We start from the raw sequence: 16,070 nt of genomic DNA, 5'->3' as shown, positions 1-16,070 counted from the left end.
CCCGGACACGGCGTACGAAGGATGCCATGAAGATCGCACTACCGGTCGTTCCCGGCTGCCCGACACCGGGCCGCACTCGTGTGCCCCGCTCCTCTGCGCGTCAAATGGCCGGGCCGGTACAGGCCGTACCGCCTCCGCGTCGGCCGACCTCACCGTCCTGAACGCGGAAGCAGGCCTCGGACCGAGGAGCGGCCGCCCCTGCGCGGTGTCTCAGTCGCGGGGCCCGGCGGTCCAGGTGACGCGCGGCGGCACGACCCGAGCGCACAGGGGGTCGCCGCAGGCGTCCGTCGGGCCCAGACGTCCGACGAGCAGTCCGCCGCTGACGGCGGCCTCCGGTTCGTGGACGGGGACGGCGTCGAGCATCAGCTTGGCCCGCCGACATACGGATGCGCATCCCGCCGGCCTGGCACGGCGAGGTCCCGGAACCCTCCGCGACCTCGTGCCCTCCCGTTCGTTCGGCCAGGCCTTGGTCTTCGGCAGCTTCGTGTACGGGCGGCCCCTCTGCCGGCTTCACGTGCGGGCGGGCCCTCTGCCGACGCCGGGCGCCGCTGTGGCTGCGTCTGCCGTACCGGTCGGGGCTGTCCGTGGCCGGCCGGCGTCTCGGGGCAGCAGTGCTTCGGCGGCGGTCGCCGCGACCGCCGCGGCGACCGCGGACAGGGCGGGCGAGTCCAGCTTCCACTGCTGCCAGTAGAGCGGGACGTCCATGGGCCGGCCTGCGGCAAGCTCCACCAGTCGGCCGGCCCGCAGCAGCGGCGCGGCCTGCGGTTCGGGGACCAGGCCCCAGCCGAGGCCGGCGGCCACCGCGTCCCGGAACCCGTCCGAGGCCGGCACCATGTGCCGGATCTTCCCGGCCCCCGACCGACCCCGGGTCAGTGCCCGGACGAAGGTGTCCTGCAGTTCGTCACGCCGGTCGAACACCACGGTGGGGGCCTCGCACAGGTCCTCGGCCAGGGCTCCGGTCAGGTACCGGGCCGCGAACTCCGGGGTGGCCACGGCCAGATAGCGGGCCAGTCCCAGGAGCCGTACGCTGCAGCCGGCCACCGGGTCGGGCGAGGAGGTGACGGCCGCCATCACCTGCCCCTCGCGCAGCAGGGCCGTGGTGTGGGACTCGTCCTCCCGGTAGAGCTCGAAGCAGACCGGATGGTCCTGCGGCACCCGGGTGAGGGCGGGCAGGAACCAGGTGGCGAGGGAGTCCGCGTTGACCGCCACCGGGATCCGGGCGGGGCCCTGCTCCGCCGCCAGCCCCAGTTCGGCGCGGGCGTCCCGCTCCAGCCGGGCCAGCTGCCGGGCGAACCTGACCACCACCTCGCCGGACTCGGTGGCCCGCACCGGTTTGGTGCGCAGCAGCAGGACCCGCCCGGTGCGCTGTTCCAGGGCCTTGACGCGCTGGCTGACGGCGGAGGGGGTCACGTGCAGGGCGGCGGCCGCGGCCTCGAAGGTGCCTTCGTCGACCACCGCCAGCAGAGTCCTGACCTGGTCCAGGGGAAGCTCGTCCATAAGTAGGGCTAAGGGTACGTAAGAATCCTTAGCTGTACTGATTCCTCGGCGATTCGTACGGTCGAGGTCATGAACAGCAGCATCGCCGCCGCCGTACTCGCCGGGTTCGGTACGGGCCTCTCCCTCATCGTGGCCATCGGAGCCCAGAACGCCTTCGTCCTGCGCCAGGGCGTCCGTCGCCACGCCGTCCTCGCGGTGGTGGCCATCTGTGCGGTCTCCGACGCGGTACTGATCGCGCTCGGGGTCGCCGGGGTGGGCGCGGTGGTCACGGCCTGGCCGACGATGCTGACCGCGGTGGGCCTCGCGGGCGGGGCGTTCCTGCTCTGCTACGGGCTCCTGGCCGCCCGGAGGGTGCTGAGCCCCGATCCGGCGGCCGCGCTCACGGCCGGCGGCCCGGACGCGGGTTCCGCCCGACGGGCGGTCCTGACCTGCCTGGCCATGACGTGGCTGAACCCGCACGTGTACCTGGACACCGTTCTCCTGGTGGGCTCGCTCGCATCCGACCGCGGCGACCTGCGCTGGGCCTTCGGCGCGGGCGCGGCCCTGGCCAGCCTGGGCTGGTTCTTCGCCCTGGGCTTCGGTGCCCGCCTGCTGTCGGGCGTGCTCTCCCGCCCCAGGGCCTGGCGGGTGCTGGACGGCCTGGTCGCGGTGACCATGCTGGCGATGGGCGCGATGCTGGTCGCCGGGGCGTAGACCGCCCCTGCCGGACGGCTCCGTCGGGCCTCGAGGTCCCTCACCTTCGGGGTGGGGCTCTCGAAAGGTGTCGGGGTTCGCCGACATCGCGCCGACCGTTCCCGTACGGTCACCGACACCGCCCCCACAGAGCCCGCGCGACCCGTGCCCGTCCGTCAGACGTGGTGCCCAGCCCACTCGGTGGATCGCACCTGAGGGCGCGCATGCGTTTCCGGTCCTGTTCTGAGCGTGAGAAGCCGTGCGACGGGGGCCGTACGGGGGCCGGGACGGCTACCGGCGAGGGGCGGGAACGAGGCGCAGGAGTGTGTGGAGGACGGCGTCGATCGTGTCCTGCGCGGGCTCGTCGCTCACATGGGTCAGAAGGCGGGCCAGGATCCTCAGCAGGTGCGGCGAGGCCATCACCCGGGGGTGGAGGACGGGGCGGTAGCCGAACCGGGAGAAGAACAGGTCGCCCGCGAGGTTCCCCAGCCGGTAGTAGCGTGCCCACCGGCGCCGGATCTCGGCCGGGTAATGGTGCAGTGCTTCTTCCCGGCGCGGGCCGGCCGGACGGGCCAGCGCCAGGGCGATGATCTCCGCCGCCACCTCGGCGGCCTCCATCGCCTGGGCGATGCCCTCGCCGCTCCACGGGCTGACCATGCCGGCGCTGTCACCCACGAGCAGCAGGCCCCGGCGGTACTGCGGACGCCGGTTCAGGCCCATCGGCAGCGGCGCGCTGCGCAGGGGGGAGTCGGCGCTCCCCTCGTGCAGGCCCCATTCCTCGGGCAGGCGGGGCAGCCAGTGTTCCAGCGTCGCCCGCAGGTCCACGGGCCGGCGCCGGCGCTGCTGCGGCAGCGCGCCGAGGCCCACGTTGACGCGGCCGTCCCCCATGGGAAAGACCCATCCGTAACCGGGCAGGTCGAGTCCGGTGCCGGGACAGCGCAGATCGGCCCACAGCTCCAGGTAGGGGTCGTGGGAGCGGGCCTCGCTGCGGTAGTACCGGCGGGCGGCCACCGCGACGGGCCGCTTCGCGTCCCGTTCGATCCCCAGGCCGAGAGCCGTGCGCGCCGAGGCCCCGTCGGCCGCGACCACCAACGGGGCCAGGTAGCGGGCCGGTTCCGCCCCCGGCCCCTGGGAGGCGGAAACGCCGATGACCCGCCCTGCCCGGTCGGTCAGCGGGCCCGTCACCTTGACGTGGGTGCGCAGGCGCGCTCCGGTGGCCCTCGCGTGCGTGGCGAGCACGTCGTCGAAGTCGTGCCGGCTCCGGGTGAGCCCGAAGTCCGGGAAGGCGCCCAGACGCGGCCAGTCCAGCTCCGCCCGGTGTCCGCCGCAGACCCAGCGCATCCCCTTGTTCCGCATCCAGCCCGGCGCGTCGATGTCGATGCCCAGCCGCACCAACTGGTGCACGGCGCCCGGGGTCAGCCCGTCCCCGCACACCTTCTCCCGGGGGAAGCCGCTCTTCTCCAGGAGCAGTACGTCCACACCCGCTCGCGCCAGGTGCGCCGCGGCGGCGGAGCCCGCCGGCCCCGCCCCCACCACGATGACCTGGGCCTCCTCGTCACCTACGCCGTCAGGCCCACCACGGTCGCGGTCGCTGCCGCCACCCTCGTCACTTTTGGTGATCACTCCCCTACTATGCCTCTCGACGGGTGCCCGCAGTCCGTGCGGCGCGGCCGGGGCGGCCGCTCGTTCACACCCCTGCGGCGGGCCCGCGGAGCGGCCGGGGACGGGGCGAAGTGGCGAGCGTGCGGAAGTCGTTCTCCCGCGGGCGACCCGAGGGCCGACGTCGTGCGTGGCCCCCGGCGCGTCTGTCGGCCGCCGGTACCGACGACCGCGGCGACGCAGCCGGCCCTGCCGGGCGGACGGAAGCCCCCTGGGGTCCAGGGGGCTTCCGTCCGCCACCTCGCGTGGTACCGGATCACGCTCTGAGCAGCCGTTCCGTCACCTCGCGGTAGGTCCGCAGGGTGAGCCGGAGCTGCTCGGTGTCGGGACCCGGCCCGTCCGGATCGCCGTTCTCCTGCCAGCCCGCCCGCAAGGCGACCCGGCGGTCCCGCAGGGAGGCGACGAGCCGCTGCTCCACCTCGTCGAGGACCTCGGCCGCCTCGGCGACCGAGTCGCGCGGCGCCTCGACGAACCTTGCGAGGACGTGGTGCAGACGCTGCCCGAGACGGTCCCGCTCGGCATCGTCCAGCAGCTGTCCGCCCGCGCCCCCTGCGGTGGCGCGGGCTTCGCTCCCACCGTTGTCGCCGTACCCCGGGCCTCGGCCGTCGTCCGGCCTGTCCGTCGTGTCCCGTCCGCGCGGCGCGACGGGGGGTACGGCGGGAGCCTTCGGACGGCTTCCACCGCTCCGGCCCGTGGCGCTGGGGTCGTCGGGCGGGACGGCGGGCAGCGGCGCCTGCGGCGGCGACGCCCGGGGCGGGGCGGGCGGTGGCGGGACCGGTGGGGCGGGGGGCGGTGCCACGGGGTGGCCGACTCGTTGGGCGGGCACGCCGCCGCTGCCGAGGGGCGCCCGGCCGCCGGCAGGACCCGGCGTTCCCGGGGCCCTCGGGGGCTGGGGCCGACGCCGCGCGGCTCCGTCGTTCCCGCCTGGTGTCTCCTCGTTCCGGTTCTCGCGTGCCATCACGCTCCACTTCCCTTCGGGTCGAGCAGGCGCCGACGGTGTCGCCCCGAGCGGGGACGGACGGCTCCGGTCGGCCTCCTGGTCTCCATCAGCTCCTCGAACAGCGCACGTGCGTGAACCAGCGCCTCCCTCAGCTCCTCCGTGGAAGCCGAGGCGGAGCGCCCCGCACGACGTATCTCGCGCATGCCCTCCACGTGGCGCGGATGGTGCACCGACAGGGCGGCGAGCTGCTCCTCGCGCCGATCCGCGTCCGGAAAGCCCCCGGTCTCCGCGGCCCGTGTGAGGAGTTCGTCCGCGTCGACGACCGACTGCCGCGGCGCGTCGACGAAGCGCTCCTGGAGCGTGGTCCACTGAGCGGTGTAGTGCTCGCGGACCGCCGGCTCCAGTGGCAGGGGACGGATGCCGCCGTAGCCTTCGAGCCGCTCGCGCAGGTCGCGGTGTGCGGCCTCGCTGTCGCCGCGGTGCCGTTCGAGCGTGCGGTCGTACTCGGGACCGAAACGTCGCTTGAGGGAGCTCGCGCCCCTGTCCGTACCCGTGAGGGCCCGGACCAGGAAACCGGCCGCCAAGAGGACGGCGACCGTCGCCGCGAGGAAGAGAACTGCGGTCTGCATCGACATGACTGCCTTCCTGGATGGTGATGACTCCTGGCTGGCTGCTCGTCACTGTTCGGTAGGCGCCTGTGGGTTCGCCTCACCACTTCTCCGGCGGCCAAACCCGGCAGGGGGCACCGGGCCTTGGGCGGCGGGCGGGCGCGGTTCCCGGACCTCGCGTCGGCCACCACCGGACCCCGGTTACGCCGCTGCGGCGTCGGTTCCTCCGGACGACTGGCGCTCGCTCACCGTGAGACCGCCCCAAACCCCGTACGGCTCGGCCACGCTGACGGCGTGTTGCAGACACCGGGCCTGTACGGGGCACCGGTCGCACACCGCCTTGGCGGCCTCCTCCCGCATCACCCGGTCCCGGCCGCGCTCGCCCTCGGGGTGGAAGAACACCTCGGTGCCCAGACCGCGGCACGCGGCCGCCCTCTGCCAGGCCCACTGGTGCTCCGCGCGTCCGGGCAGATGCGATACCTTCGACATGTCAGGCCTCTCCTTCGCTCCGGCTGGCCGTACGCCTCCTCTCCCTCGTCTGGCCGCCAAGTCCCGTACGAAACGTGCCGAATGCGTACGCGGGGATCCCGGCGGGCGTGACCGCGCAGCGGAAGGCCGACCGGGTTTCGACCGGGCGCGCAGGGCATCATTGTCCAGGAGCTTGAGCTCCGGCTCCGTGGCGGCCGGCCCGGAGTACCGGCCGCTCGCCAGGTTCCTGTGGGTGGTCCCCTCGGCATGGCCGAAGGCGGCTCCGTTCTCGGCGGCCGGACCGCCTCCCGTCGCCATCCTGTTGGAGTTCTCCAGCGTGAGACATCCTCGGATCAGCATGCTCGGCATCGAGCCGTTTCCCACCTGAAGGCCATGGCCGCGTGTGGTGACCGAGCGCTTCAGGCGGCCGGTGAGCGGTTGATCCGGCCACCTGAGCGTTCGGCTCGGGGCAGTGCCCTCGTCAGTCAGGATCATGACAGGATGACGGTTCAGCACTGGGGAGGCGGGGCGGTATGGGGCTGGACTACAGCTATGAGATCTTCATGCCTCCTCGGAACGTCGCGAGAGCACTGACCCGGCTGGCCGAGCTCGCCCCCCAAGGCCGCGAGACGCCGCCGCTTCCGGCGACCCTGCCGGGCGGAGAGCGGTTGCTCGTGCCGTTCACCTCGAATTTCAAGAGCGAACCGGTCGACTGTTCATCAGGCGGCTCGCTCGAACTGGACACCTCGATCGTCGTCGGCGTCGACGACGCGGTGCGCGAGTTCTTCCTCCGCGATTCCGACGGGGTCGACGAGCAGGGACGGGTGTCGGTCGGGTACGTCTACCTGACGGTCAGGTTCTCCCCTGCATGGCACCCGAACTTTGCGTCACTGCAGTTCACAGCCGCTTCCTCGAGCATGAGCCGGATGTTCGTGCAGTCCGCGAGCGTCAGGAAGGTGTTCACCGACCTCACCGCCACCACCGGTGGTGTGTGCTGCCTCCTCGACACCGAGACCGACATCTTCGACATCTGCTGGCTCAACGGCCAGACGTTCAGTGATGAGACTGTCCCCGGCACCCGTTTCTCGGGCTTCCACGATCTCGTCGCCACCTGGTGCGAGCCGGTGGAGTAGAACGGGGACGGCGCCCACACGGGAGACGGCGCACCCGACCGGTCAACGCCCAGCCGGCCGACTGAAGCCTCAGCCGCACCTGTCGGACGGAACTGCGAAACGAGGAAACTCCTGGTAGACGGGTTCTCGACCAAGACCGCCCGCAGCCACCAGGAGCTTCGCGCGCTTGTCCACCCGGCGTCGATCGACCTGTCCAGCCGCACCCCACGGCATCGTCGAAGCACTCACCCACGCCGAGCTCGAGTACTGGTCCGACAAGGCACACCAGGGCGCCGACGGCTCCATCCGGGTGCCCTTTCGCAGCCGTCGCCTCAAGCGGTGGCAGCGGCGACACCACCGCACACACGCCAAGATCCGCCGCCTCGGCGAACAGGCCATGGCCGCCCCGAAGCGGGGGGGCGGGACGAAGCCGGGCACCGTGCCCGTTCCTCCGCCGTTGCACGTCCTTCGGACCGTCACCTCCCCCTCCGAAGGACGCCCTGGCGTGCGGAGCACGTCGTGAACGGCCGACCGCTGCACCGCGGACGCGTCCGACGACGGAGAGGGCGGGGCCCGTCCGGTGGCCGCAGGCCGGCCCGTGCTGGTGCGGGTCGGCCTGGACCCACGGATGCCCCGCCCGACGGAGCATCTGCACCATGGCCGCGTTTCCCCCGGTCCGCCGGGCGTGCAGCGCCTCCGTCTCGGGCAGCGGTGCCCTCATCGGGCCCTGATGAGGGGTGTGTCCGGCCGCGGATCACCGCCCGGTGCCGGGCGCCCTGAGCGTCCGGTCTCGCCCTCTGCGGCACCTGGCCCTGCCCAACGGGCTCGCGACGCTTCGGCCGCGGTGTCACGGCAGGACGGGACCGTCCTTCTTTCGCCTGCGGTACACCCACACCCCGCACACCGCGAGGAGGAGCACCGCCGCGGCGGACACCCCGAGGGCGGTCCGCTCGGCGAAGAGCCTTCCCAGGAGTTCGAGCACGCCGAGTCCCGCGGTCGCGTAGACCAGAGCCCAGGCCGCGCCGCCCACGAACAGGGCGGGGAGGTAGCGCGGCAACGGCATGCGCATGCTGCCGGCGAGGAAGTTGGCGGCGGTCTGGAAACCGACGGTCAGAAAGGAGACGGCCACCACCGGCGCGCCCCACCGCTGGATCGCCCGCTCGGCACGCCGGAACCTCTCCGAGGAGGTCCGCCCGGCGAACCTGCTGCGCCGGGCCCCGGCACCGGCGAGCCACCCGACGGCGAACGTCCCTCCGGCGCGAAGCAGAACGATGGCGTACAGGGCTCCGGCGGTGACCGCGATCTTATCCACGACGCCTCGTCCCGGACGCCGGGCGAGAACCCTCGCCCCCCGTCACCCTCACGAGTGCCCCGCCCCGGCGGGCGCCCGACGCGCACAGGCCCGACCCGACTCCCACTCGCACCCGCCTCCCCCCGTCTTGGCCGGCGGGCTCCCACCCGCGGCACCAGAACCCGAACCTACACGCCTTGATGCCTGGATTCACGCACCAGGCAAGGCCAGCCTAACCTAAGTCATATGCGGCGGATACGGGGTACCGCTGCCCCGAGGGCGCCGCCGGCCTCGGCCGCCGACATGTCAGGGGGCTCTGACAGCATCACGATCATGACCGACATCGACGACCTCGTACGACGCGTTGCCGACCGGGCCGCATCGGACAACAGGGACCTGCCCGCGCCTGTGGACGAGGCCCGGATCGCGACGGCCGAGGAGCAACTGGGCTTCGCGTTGCATCCCCTGCTCGCCCGTCTGTACCGCGAGGTCGCCGACGGTGGCTTCGGACCCGACCACCGACTGCTGCCCCTGCTCGGTCCGGGCTCCAGCGTCGTCGGCGAATACCTGACGCGACGTGAGGCGTCCGCGGAGGCGGAGCACCCCGAGTGGCCCGAGGGCGTCATACCCGTCCTGACCTGGGGCTGCGCCATGTACGCGGGCGTTGACTGTCGCAGTGAGGACGCTCAGGTCCTGCTGTTCGAACCGAACCCGTACAGCGGCGGATCGTGGGAGCAGTGCTGGTTCCTCGACTCCTCGGGTCTCGCAGCGTGGCTGGAGACATGGCTCGCGGGGACGGGCTGGTTCGAGGAGGACGCCTTCGACAGGGACGACGTGGCCGAGCCCCAGCCGTGGGACGAGGCGGCGAGGCGACTGGCCTCCGGCGCGTAGCGGGACATCGACCGCGGTCGGCGCCCGTCGCCCGGGAGCACCCCCTCACTTCCGTCAGCAGGACAGGGCCGCGCCCGCGGCAGAGACTGGAGGGGCGCGGAGGCGTGTTTCTCGGCAGTCGGGAGACGACCGCTGCGCACCGACGAGCCCGGCGTCCAGGCACGGACTCCGCGTCGCCGCAGCGCCTCAAGGTCCGGGGCGGTCTCCTCGTCCCGTGTTCGCCCTGTGCCGCCACCACCCCGAGCACCTCCGAGGAAAGGTCCGGCCATGACGTCGTGGACGGCGTTCGACGCCCTCGCCCTCCTGCCCCGCACGTCGGCCAGGGTGACGAATTGAGCGCCGACGGCGGAGGCGACGCGGCGGACGGCGGAGGCTACGGCCGGGACGTGTTCCGGCCCGAGCAGCCCGGCGAGGCCGAACGGATCGATCTCGGGGCGCTCGCGTACGACGACCTGACCCTGACCCGGCTGCGCGCCCTCGGCGTCGGGCCGGGGTGGCGCTGTCTGGACATCGGTGCCGGTACGGGCACGGTCTCGCGGCGTCTGCTGCGGGAGGCGGAGGTGACGGCCGTGCTGGCCGTCGACCGTGACGTGCGCTTCCTCGCCGAACGGCCCGTACCCGGGCTCGATGTCCTCCGGGCCGACATCACCGCCCCGGATTTCGCGCCGGGCCTGTTCGATCTGGTGCACGCGCGGTTCGTGCTGATGCACCTGCCGCGGCCCGAGCGGATGGTGTCGGCGCTCGCCGGGCTGGTCGCGCCGGGCGGGGTGCTGGTGCTCAGCGACGCGGTCGACCTGACCAGCGACCGTACGGGTGCCCCGGAGCCGGCCTCGGACGGCGGGGCGGTGGCCGACACGCCGTACGCCGCCGCGATGCGCGCGATGTGGCGGGGGCTGCGCGGCTCCATCGGCACGGACGTCTCCTGGGTGCCGTCGTATCCGCAGCTGCTGCGCGGGGCCGGTCTGGAGACGGTCGGCGCGGAGATGTACGTTCCGCCGCTGCTGCGAGGCAGCCCGATCAGCCGTTTCTGGGCCGACACGTGGGAGCGCAGCCGGGCTTCGATGGTGGCCACCGGGCTGATCGACGATGCCGGGATCGACGCGGCGGTCCGCTACCTGGAATCGGACGCGTGCGCGGCGTTGTCGGCCGGGATGCTCACCGCCTGGGGCCGCAGACCGGGACCTCCGGGGCCGTCGGCAGGCTGACACCCCGCGCGTCGGAGACAGGGCCGGCCGTGGACGGTCAGGGGGACAGGGACGTGGACAAGGGCCTCGTTCCCCCGAACGGGCAAAACCGTCCCGTTCCCCCGAACGAGCAGAACCGTCCCGTTCCCCCGAACGAGCAGAACCGTCCGGCACGCGGCGTCCTCGTGTTCCTCCGCCCCGTGACGGAGGGCCTCGCACCGCTGATGAGGGCGGTGGGCTTCCTCGCCTTCGGGGTGCCCGTCGTCGTGGGGGGCGGCGGGTCCCGGAACCGGTACCTGCCCGTACCGGCCGTGCCGGCTTCGCGGGCCGGTACCGGAGGAAATGCCGGATCACGCACCCCACCGACCACGCTCCGTCGCCTTTCGGCCGGTCGGCCACGGAGCGTGATTCCTCCGGTAGCGGCTTTCGGGGAGCAGGCAGAGGGTAGGCGTGCGTGCGCGACGACGAAAGGCAGAACGATGACCGAGGTCCGACCCGCGACGACGACCGATTCCGGCGCCCCGGTGGAGAGCGACGAGCACTCGCTCACCGTGGGACCGGGAGGCCCCGTCCTCCTCCAGGACGCCTACCTGATCGAGCAGATGGCGCAGTTCAACCGGGAGCGCATCCCGGAACGCCAGCCGCACGCCAAGGGCAGCGGCGCGTTCGGCCACTTCGAGGTCACCCACGACGTCAGCCGGTACACCAAGGCCGCGCTGTTCCAGCCCGGGGCCCGCACCGATCTGGTCGCCCGCTTCTCCACGGTCGCCGGGGAGCGCGGCAGCCCGGACACCTGGCGGGACCCGCGTGGCTTCGCGGTGAAGTTCTACACGTCCGAGGGCAACTACGACATGGTCGGCAACAACACGCCGGTGTTCTTCGTGAAGGACCCGATGAAGTTCCAGCACTTCATCCGGTCCCAGAAGCGCCGCGCGGACAACAACCTGCGCGACCACGACATGCAGTGGGACTTCTGGACCCTCTCCCCGGAATCCGCCCACCAGGTCACCTGGCTGATGGGCGACCGGGGCATCCCCCGGACCTGGCGCCACATGAACGGCTACACCTCGCACACGTACATGTGGATCAACGCCTCCGGCGAGCGGTTCTGGGTGAAGTACCACTTCAAGACCGACCAGGGCATCGAGTTCTTCACCCAGCACGAGGCCGACCAGATGGCGGCCGTCGACACCGACTACCACACGCGGGACCTCTTCGAGCACATCCGCGACGGCGACTTCCCCTCCTGGACGCTGCACGTGCAGGTGATGCCGTACGAGGACGCAGCCGGATACCGGTTCAACCCGTTCGACCTCACCAAGGTGTGGCCGCACGGCGACTACCCGCTCATCCCGGTCGGCCGGATGACGCTGGACCGCAACCCGACCGACAACCACGCCGAGATCGAGCAGGCCGCCTTCCAGCCGAACAACCTCGTCCCCGGCATCGGGCCCAGCCCCGACCGGATGCTGCTGGCCCGGCTTTTCTCGTACGCGGACGCCCACCGCCACCGCCTCGGCGGCAACTACCAGCAGCTTCCCGTGAACGCGCCCGTCGTCGACGTCCACACGTACTCCAAGGACGGGGCGATGGCGTACCGGAAGACGACCGATCCGGTGTACGCGCCGAACTCCAAGGGCGGGCCGGCCGCCGACACCGAGCGCTACGGGACGCCGCCCAGCTGGACGGCGGACGGCGAGATCACCCGGTCGGCCTACGTCTCCCACCCGGAGGACGACGACTGGGGGCAGCCCGGCACCCTCGTCCGCGAGGTCCTGGACGACGCGGCCCGGGACCGCCTGGTCGACAACGTGGTCGGCCACCTCCTCAACGGCGTGACCGAACCCGTCCTGGAGCGCGCCTTCGCCTACTGGAAGAACATCGACAAGCCCCTCGGCGAGCGCATCGAGCAGGGCGTCCGCGCCAAGGCCGACGAGAAGGACCCCAAGGCGGCCGAGCAGGGCAATCCCGCACGCCGTTCCATGCAGGAGAAGGCCTGACAAAGCGCCCCCGGCCCCCGCCCCGGTGGAGGGACTCGGCGTGAACGCGCCCCCGCCCGGCGGAGGGCCTCGGCGAAGAGGAGGCACCGTGACGGAGTTCGCTGCCTTCACCGATGCGGTCGACGGCCCGATGTACGTGGTCACGGCCGCGTCCGGAGGCGAGCGGGCCGGCTGCCTGGTGGGGTTCGCGTCGCAATGCTCGATCGACCCGCCCAGGTTCGTCGTGTGGCTGTCGATCGCCAACCGCACCTACCGCCTCGCGCGCGAAGCCGAGTACCTCACCGTGCACCTGCTCCACGAGGGGGACCGGGCAACGGCCGAGCTGTTCGGCGGGGAGACGGGTGACCGGGTGGACAAGTTCGCCCGGGTCGGCTGGCATCCGGGAGAAGCGGGCAGCCCCATCCTGGAGGGGCTCGCCACGTGGTTCACCGGACGGATCGACGGGCAGGTCGAGGACGGCGACCACGTGGGCTTCCTCCTGACGCCCGTGGCGGTGGCTCCCCCGGCGGCGGGCCCTCCTCCCCCGCTGCTCCGCTACCGGGCGCTGCGGGACCTCGACCCCGGCCATCCCGCCTGAGACCTCTCCGTATGGGAGAACGCGGGGCGGGTAGACGCTCGGGCGTCCCGGCGGCCACTCCGCCGGCCGGGGCACGGGCCGCCGGGGCTCTCGGAGGAAGCCGCGGTGCACCGCGGTCCAGGTCCGAAGCGCCGACGGCCGCACGCGCACACCTGAAGAGCACGCGATCACGTTCTCGACCGAGAGGAGCTGAGGGACATGGGCACCGTTCCCGTACCGCCCGGGCCCGACACCACACCGGTGCCGCCCCCCGAACCGCCGCCCCCGCCCGGGCCGCCGAACCCCGCCGAGCCCCCGCCCGTACCTCCGGAGCCTCCGGCACCGCCGGGCAGGCCGGCCCCTCCGTCCGAGCCGCCGCCCGATCCACCCGAGCCCCCGAAGCCCGGGCCGCCCCAGCCCGGCACGCCGGAGCCGCCTGACTGAGTCCGCACGCGGGGCTCTTCGTCGGGGTCGCGCGGTGGCGGGCCGGGGGAGGGTCCGGTCGCTCGGCTCGGGCCGGGCAGCACATGACGTCGGTACGACCCCGGGGCCGATCGGCACCTGTAGCAGCAGGAGTGCGTCCTCGGCCCCCCCACCCGTTGCCGTCGACTTCCCCCGAGCCAAGGGAGACGGCCGAGCCGTGGGCCGACAGCGTGGACGACCGGGTTCAGGCGCACGGGGTACGTCGCTGCCGCGCCGAAACCGGGGTGCTGGGGCCGCTGCCGCCTTGTGATACTGCCCCCATGATCACAGCGTCTGCCGCCGCGCTGGACTCGCTGGACGGGCTCGCCTTCGGGGACGCCTTCGGGGACCGCTGGTTCGGCATCCTGCGTCGTGAGGGCACGGCGGCCCTGGAGGCGCGGACCCTCCCTCCCCTCGGAGCCGTTGTGGCGGTGGAGCGACGACACCTCCCAGGCGGCGGTCCTCGTACGGGAACTCGCCGAGGGCGGCGGTGACGTCGACCAGGACCGTCTCGCCCTGCGGATCGCGGCCCGCATGCCGGCACACACCTCGGTCCGACACGCCGCGAACGTCCTGGGATCCGGCTACCGGGTGTCCGGACCCGTCACCGCCCCCTACGCCCTGTGGCGCGCGGCAGGACACCTGGACGACCTGCATGAAGGCCTGTGGACCACCGTCGCCGGGCGCGGCGACATCGACACCATCTGCGCCATCGCGGGCGGAGTCATCGCCGCCCGCACGGGCACCGGCGCGCTCCCGCCCACCTGGCACGCCGCCCGTGAACCGCTGCCCCCGCTCACGTCGCAGCAGGAGGAGTAGGAACCGGGGAGGACCCGCGCGTCCATCAGAACAGGAAGCACGGCTCGAAGCCGAAGCGGACGAGAGATCCGGTGTCGGCCGTCATCCGGCCGAAGGCGACGGACAACAGGGACTCGCAGGCGCCGGGAGGTCCGGCGAACAGCACTCGGGAGGCGGCGCCGAGGAAACGCGGGGCGGCCGGGGTCAGGTGGTGGCGGGCCGGGAGACGAAGACCCGTTCCAGCAGGGTGTACAGGGACTCCCTGTCCTGGTCGTCGAGTCCGTCCAGGCCCTCCCGCGTGGTGCGCATCTTCGCGCGGATCGCGTCGGTGACGCGCTCGCCTTCGGCCGTGAGGATGACGTTCTTGACGCGCCGGTCGGAGGCGTCGGCTTCGCGGCGCACCAGGCCGCGCTGCTCCAGCCGGTCGATGATGCCGGTCATGTTGGAAGCGTCGCAGGCCATGGTCTCGGCCAGGGCGCGCATCGCGGCGGGTCCCCGGCGCAGCACGGTCAGGGCCTTGCCCTGGCTCGCCGTGAGGTTCTCACTCGCCGCCGCGACGGTGAAGTCGCCGTAGTAGACGCCGAGCGACACGGAGAGCAGCTCCATGAGCCGGGCCGTGTCGACGCGGGGACCTTCTGCCATGAGGGCCACTCTACCGACGATGCTTGACCATCTCAAATATCTACCTCTACCGTCTCCTCATTGCATGAAGTTCTCAAGCATCAAGGTTGTCAAGTAAGAGCCATGAGGAGCCTCCCTGTGACCGTCACCGCGTCCTCCGCCTCCCGCGCGGCCGAGATCCTGTCCCGGCCCGTCACGCTGAACGGCCTGACCGTCCCGAACCGCATCGCGATGGCGCCCATGACACGCATGTTCTCCCCCGGCGGAGTCCCGGGCGAGGACGTGCGGTCGTACTACGCCCGCCGCGCCGCCGCCGGCGTGGGCCTGATCGTCACCGAGGGGACCTACGTCGGCCACGATTCGGCCGGGCAGAGCGACCGTGTGCCGCGGTTCCACGGCGAGGAGCAGCTGGCGGGATGGGAGAAGGTCGCGGAGGCCGTGCACACGGCGGGCGGCACGATCGTGCCCCAGCTGTGGCACATCGGCATGGTGCGCAAGCAGGGCCAGGCGCCCTACCCCGACGCCCCGGCCATGGGTCCCTCCGGCATCCGCCCCGACGGCACGGAGGGCACCGGCGAGGCGATGACCCAGAAGGACCTGGACGACGTCATCGGCGCCTTCGCCGAGGCCGCCGCGGCCGCCGAGCGCATCGGCTTCGACGGCGTCGAACTGCACGGCGCCCACGGCTACCTCCTCGACCAGTTCCTGTGGGCGGGGACGAACCGCCGTACGGACGCCTACGGCGGCGACCCCGTGGCCCGTACGAAGTTCGCGGCCGAGATCGTGGCGGCGGTCCGCGAGACCGTCTCGCCCGACTTCCCGGTGATCTTCCGCTTCTCGCAGTGGAAGCAGGACGCCTACGACGCGCGGCTCGCCGAGACCCCGGAGGAGCTGGAGGCGATCCTGACCCCGCTCGCAGCGGCCGGCGTCGACGTGTTCCACGCCTCCACCCGCCGCCACTGGATACCCGAGTTCGAGGGCTCGGACCTGAACCTGGCGGGCTGGACCAAGAAGCTCACCGGCAGGCCCACCATCACCGTCGGCTCGGTCGGCCTCGACGGCGACTTCATCCACGCCTTCGCGGGCGAGGGCGCCCCGGTCCAGGGCATCGACGAGCTCCTCGACCGCCTGGAGCGCGACGAGTTCGACATGGTCGCCGTCGGCCGCGCGCTGCTCCAGGACCCGGAGTGGGCGGCGAAGGTGCTGGCGGGACGGACCGACGAGCTGAAGCCGTACGACGCGGCCGCGGTGAAGACGCTGAGCTGACCTCGGACTCCCGCGAAACGGTTCGCCGACCATGGTCGGCGAACC

General features: G+C 72.6%; 16 protein-coding genes. 8 read left to right on the top strand and 8 right to left on the bottom strand.

All coding sequences use genetic code 11. The features are described from left to right. Nucleotides 1-210 precede the first annotated feature (210 nt). Nucleotides 211-480, bottom strand: coding sequence for a DUF5990 family protein (locus tag ACFYUZ_RS36725; RefSeq protein WP_389316789.1), 270 nt, complete (start codon nucleotides 478-480; stop codon nucleotides 211-213). A gap of 30 nt (nucleotides 481-510) precedes the next feature. Further along, on the bottom strand, nucleotides 511-1,497 hold the full coding sequence (locus ACFYUZ_RS36720; protein ID WP_389316754.1) for a LysR family transcriptional regulator ArgP: 987 nt from the start codon (nucleotides 1,495-1,497) through the stop codon (nucleotides 511-513). Nucleotides 1,498-1,566: 69 nt separating this feature from the next. Here ACFYUZ_RS36720 and ACFYUZ_RS36715 point away from each other — a divergent pair, with 69 nt between their 5' ends. Continuing rightward, entirely contained in the window at nucleotides 1,567-2,190 is a 624-nt protein-coding gene (locus ACFYUZ_RS36715; RefSeq protein WP_389316750.1) for a LysE/ArgO family amino acid transporter, read from the top strand. A gap of 270 nt (nucleotides 2,191-2,460) precedes the next feature. Here the strand turns inward: ACFYUZ_RS36715 and ACFYUZ_RS36710 are convergent, their stop codons facing one another. The 4 genes from ACFYUZ_RS36710 to ACFYUZ_RS36695 all read right to left on the bottom strand — a co-directional run bounded on the left by ACFYUZ_RS36710 (nucleotide 2,461) and on the right by ACFYUZ_RS36695 (nucleotide 5,865). Further along, nucleotides 2,461-3,792 (bottom strand): geranylgeranyl reductase family protein, encoded by a 1,332-nt coding sequence (locus tag ACFYUZ_RS36710; RefSeq protein WP_389316747.1) that lies wholly within the window; start codon nucleotides 3,790-3,792, stop codon nucleotides 2,461-2,463. Between the two features lie 292 nt (nucleotides 3,793-4,084). After that, complete coding sequence (locus ACFYUZ_RS36705; protein ID WP_389316744.1) at nucleotides 4,085-4,627, bottom strand: hypothetical protein; 543 nt, start codon at nucleotides 4,625-4,627, stop codon at nucleotides 4,085-4,087. A 158-nt stretch (nucleotides 4,628-4,785) separates the two neighbouring features. Then, nucleotides 4,786-5,403, bottom strand: a complete 618-nt coding sequence (locus ACFYUZ_RS36700) for a hypothetical protein (protein WP_389316742.1) — start codon at nucleotides 5,401-5,403, stop codon at nucleotides 4,786-4,788. A gap of 174 nt (nucleotides 5,404-5,577) precedes the next feature. Then, nucleotides 5,578-5,865 (bottom strand): WhiB family transcriptional regulator, encoded by a 288-nt coding sequence (locus ACFYUZ_RS36695; protein ID WP_389316739.1) that lies wholly within the window; start codon nucleotides 5,863-5,865, stop codon nucleotides 5,578-5,580. Nucleotides 5,866-6,377: 512 nt separating this feature from the next. On the opposite strand from ACFYUZ_RS36695, the gene ACFYUZ_RS36690 reads away from it, so the two are divergent. After that, entirely contained in the window at nucleotides 6,378-6,977 is a 600-nt protein-coding gene (locus tag ACFYUZ_RS36690) for a hypothetical protein (RefSeq protein WP_389316736.1), read from the top strand. 826 nt (nucleotides 6,978-7,803) lie between these two features. Here the strand turns inward: ACFYUZ_RS36690 and ACFYUZ_RS36685 are convergent. After that, complete coding sequence (locus ACFYUZ_RS36685) at nucleotides 7,804-8,268, bottom strand: DedA family protein (protein ID WP_389316733.1); 465 nt, start codon at nucleotides 8,266-8,268, stop codon at nucleotides 7,804-7,806. 312 nt (nucleotides 8,269-8,580) lie between these two features. Between ACFYUZ_RS36685 and ACFYUZ_RS36680 the strand changes: the two genes are divergently transcribed. The 5 genes from ACFYUZ_RS36680 to ACFYUZ_RS36660 all read left to right on the top strand — a co-directional run bounded on the left by ACFYUZ_RS36680 (nucleotide 8,581) and on the right by ACFYUZ_RS36660 (nucleotide 14,159). Then, nucleotides 8,581-9,138, top strand: a complete 558-nt coding sequence (locus tag ACFYUZ_RS36680) for an SMI1/KNR4 family protein (RefSeq protein WP_389316730.1) — start codon at nucleotides 8,581-8,583, stop codon at nucleotides 9,136-9,138. A 332-nt stretch (nucleotides 9,139-9,470) separates the two neighbouring features. Beyond that, nucleotides 9,471-10,343 (top strand): class I SAM-dependent methyltransferase, encoded by an 873-nt coding sequence (locus ACFYUZ_RS36675; RefSeq protein WP_389316727.1) that lies wholly within the window; start codon nucleotides 9,471-9,473, stop codon nucleotides 10,341-10,343. A gap of 458 nt (nucleotides 10,344-10,801) precedes the next feature. Then, nucleotides 10,802-12,322 carry a catalase gene (locus ACFYUZ_RS36670; RefSeq protein WP_389316724.1) on the top strand — a complete coding sequence of 507 codons (1,521 nt, stop codon included), beginning with the start codon at nucleotides 10,802-10,804 and terminating at the stop codon, nucleotides 12,320-12,322. Between the two features lie 88 nt (nucleotides 12,323-12,410). Continuing rightward, nucleotides 12,411-12,899: a flavin reductase family protein gene (locus ACFYUZ_RS36665; RefSeq protein WP_389316720.1), complete on the top strand. Its 489-nt coding sequence runs from the start codon at nucleotides 12,411-12,413 to the stop codon at nucleotides 12,897-12,899. An 864-nt stretch (nucleotides 12,900-13,763) separates the two neighbouring features. After that, entirely contained in the window at nucleotides 13,764-14,159 is a 396-nt protein-coding gene (locus ACFYUZ_RS36660) for an ADP-ribosylglycohydrolase family protein (RefSeq protein ID WP_389316717.1), read from the top strand. A 183-nt stretch (nucleotides 14,160-14,342) separates the two neighbouring features. On the opposite strand, the gene ACFYUZ_RS36655 is transcribed toward ACFYUZ_RS36660, so the two are convergent. Further along, nucleotides 14,343-14,780 (bottom strand): MarR family winged helix-turn-helix transcriptional regulator, encoded by a 438-nt coding sequence (locus ACFYUZ_RS36655; protein WP_389316714.1) that lies wholly within the window; start codon nucleotides 14,778-14,780, stop codon nucleotides 14,343-14,345. Nucleotides 14,781-14,897: 117 nt separating this feature from the next. On the opposite strand from ACFYUZ_RS36655, the gene ACFYUZ_RS36650 reads away from it, so the two are divergent. Beyond that, nucleotides 14,898-16,025 carry an NADH:flavin oxidoreductase gene (locus tag ACFYUZ_RS36650; RefSeq protein WP_389316711.1) on the top strand — a complete coding sequence of 376 codons (1,128 nt, stop codon included), beginning with the start codon at nucleotides 14,898-14,900 and terminating at the stop codon, nucleotides 16,023-16,025. Nucleotides 16,026-16,070: the final 45 nt, after the last annotated feature.

Source organism: Streptomyces sp. NPDC004266 (assembly GCF_042874095.1).
Classification (GTDB): Bacteria; Actinomycetota; Actinomycetes; order Streptomycetales; family Streptomycetaceae; genus Streptomyces.
The sequence above is the reverse complement of the archived record's forward strand: the minus strand, read 5'-3'. Positions and strand labels throughout refer to the sequence as shown.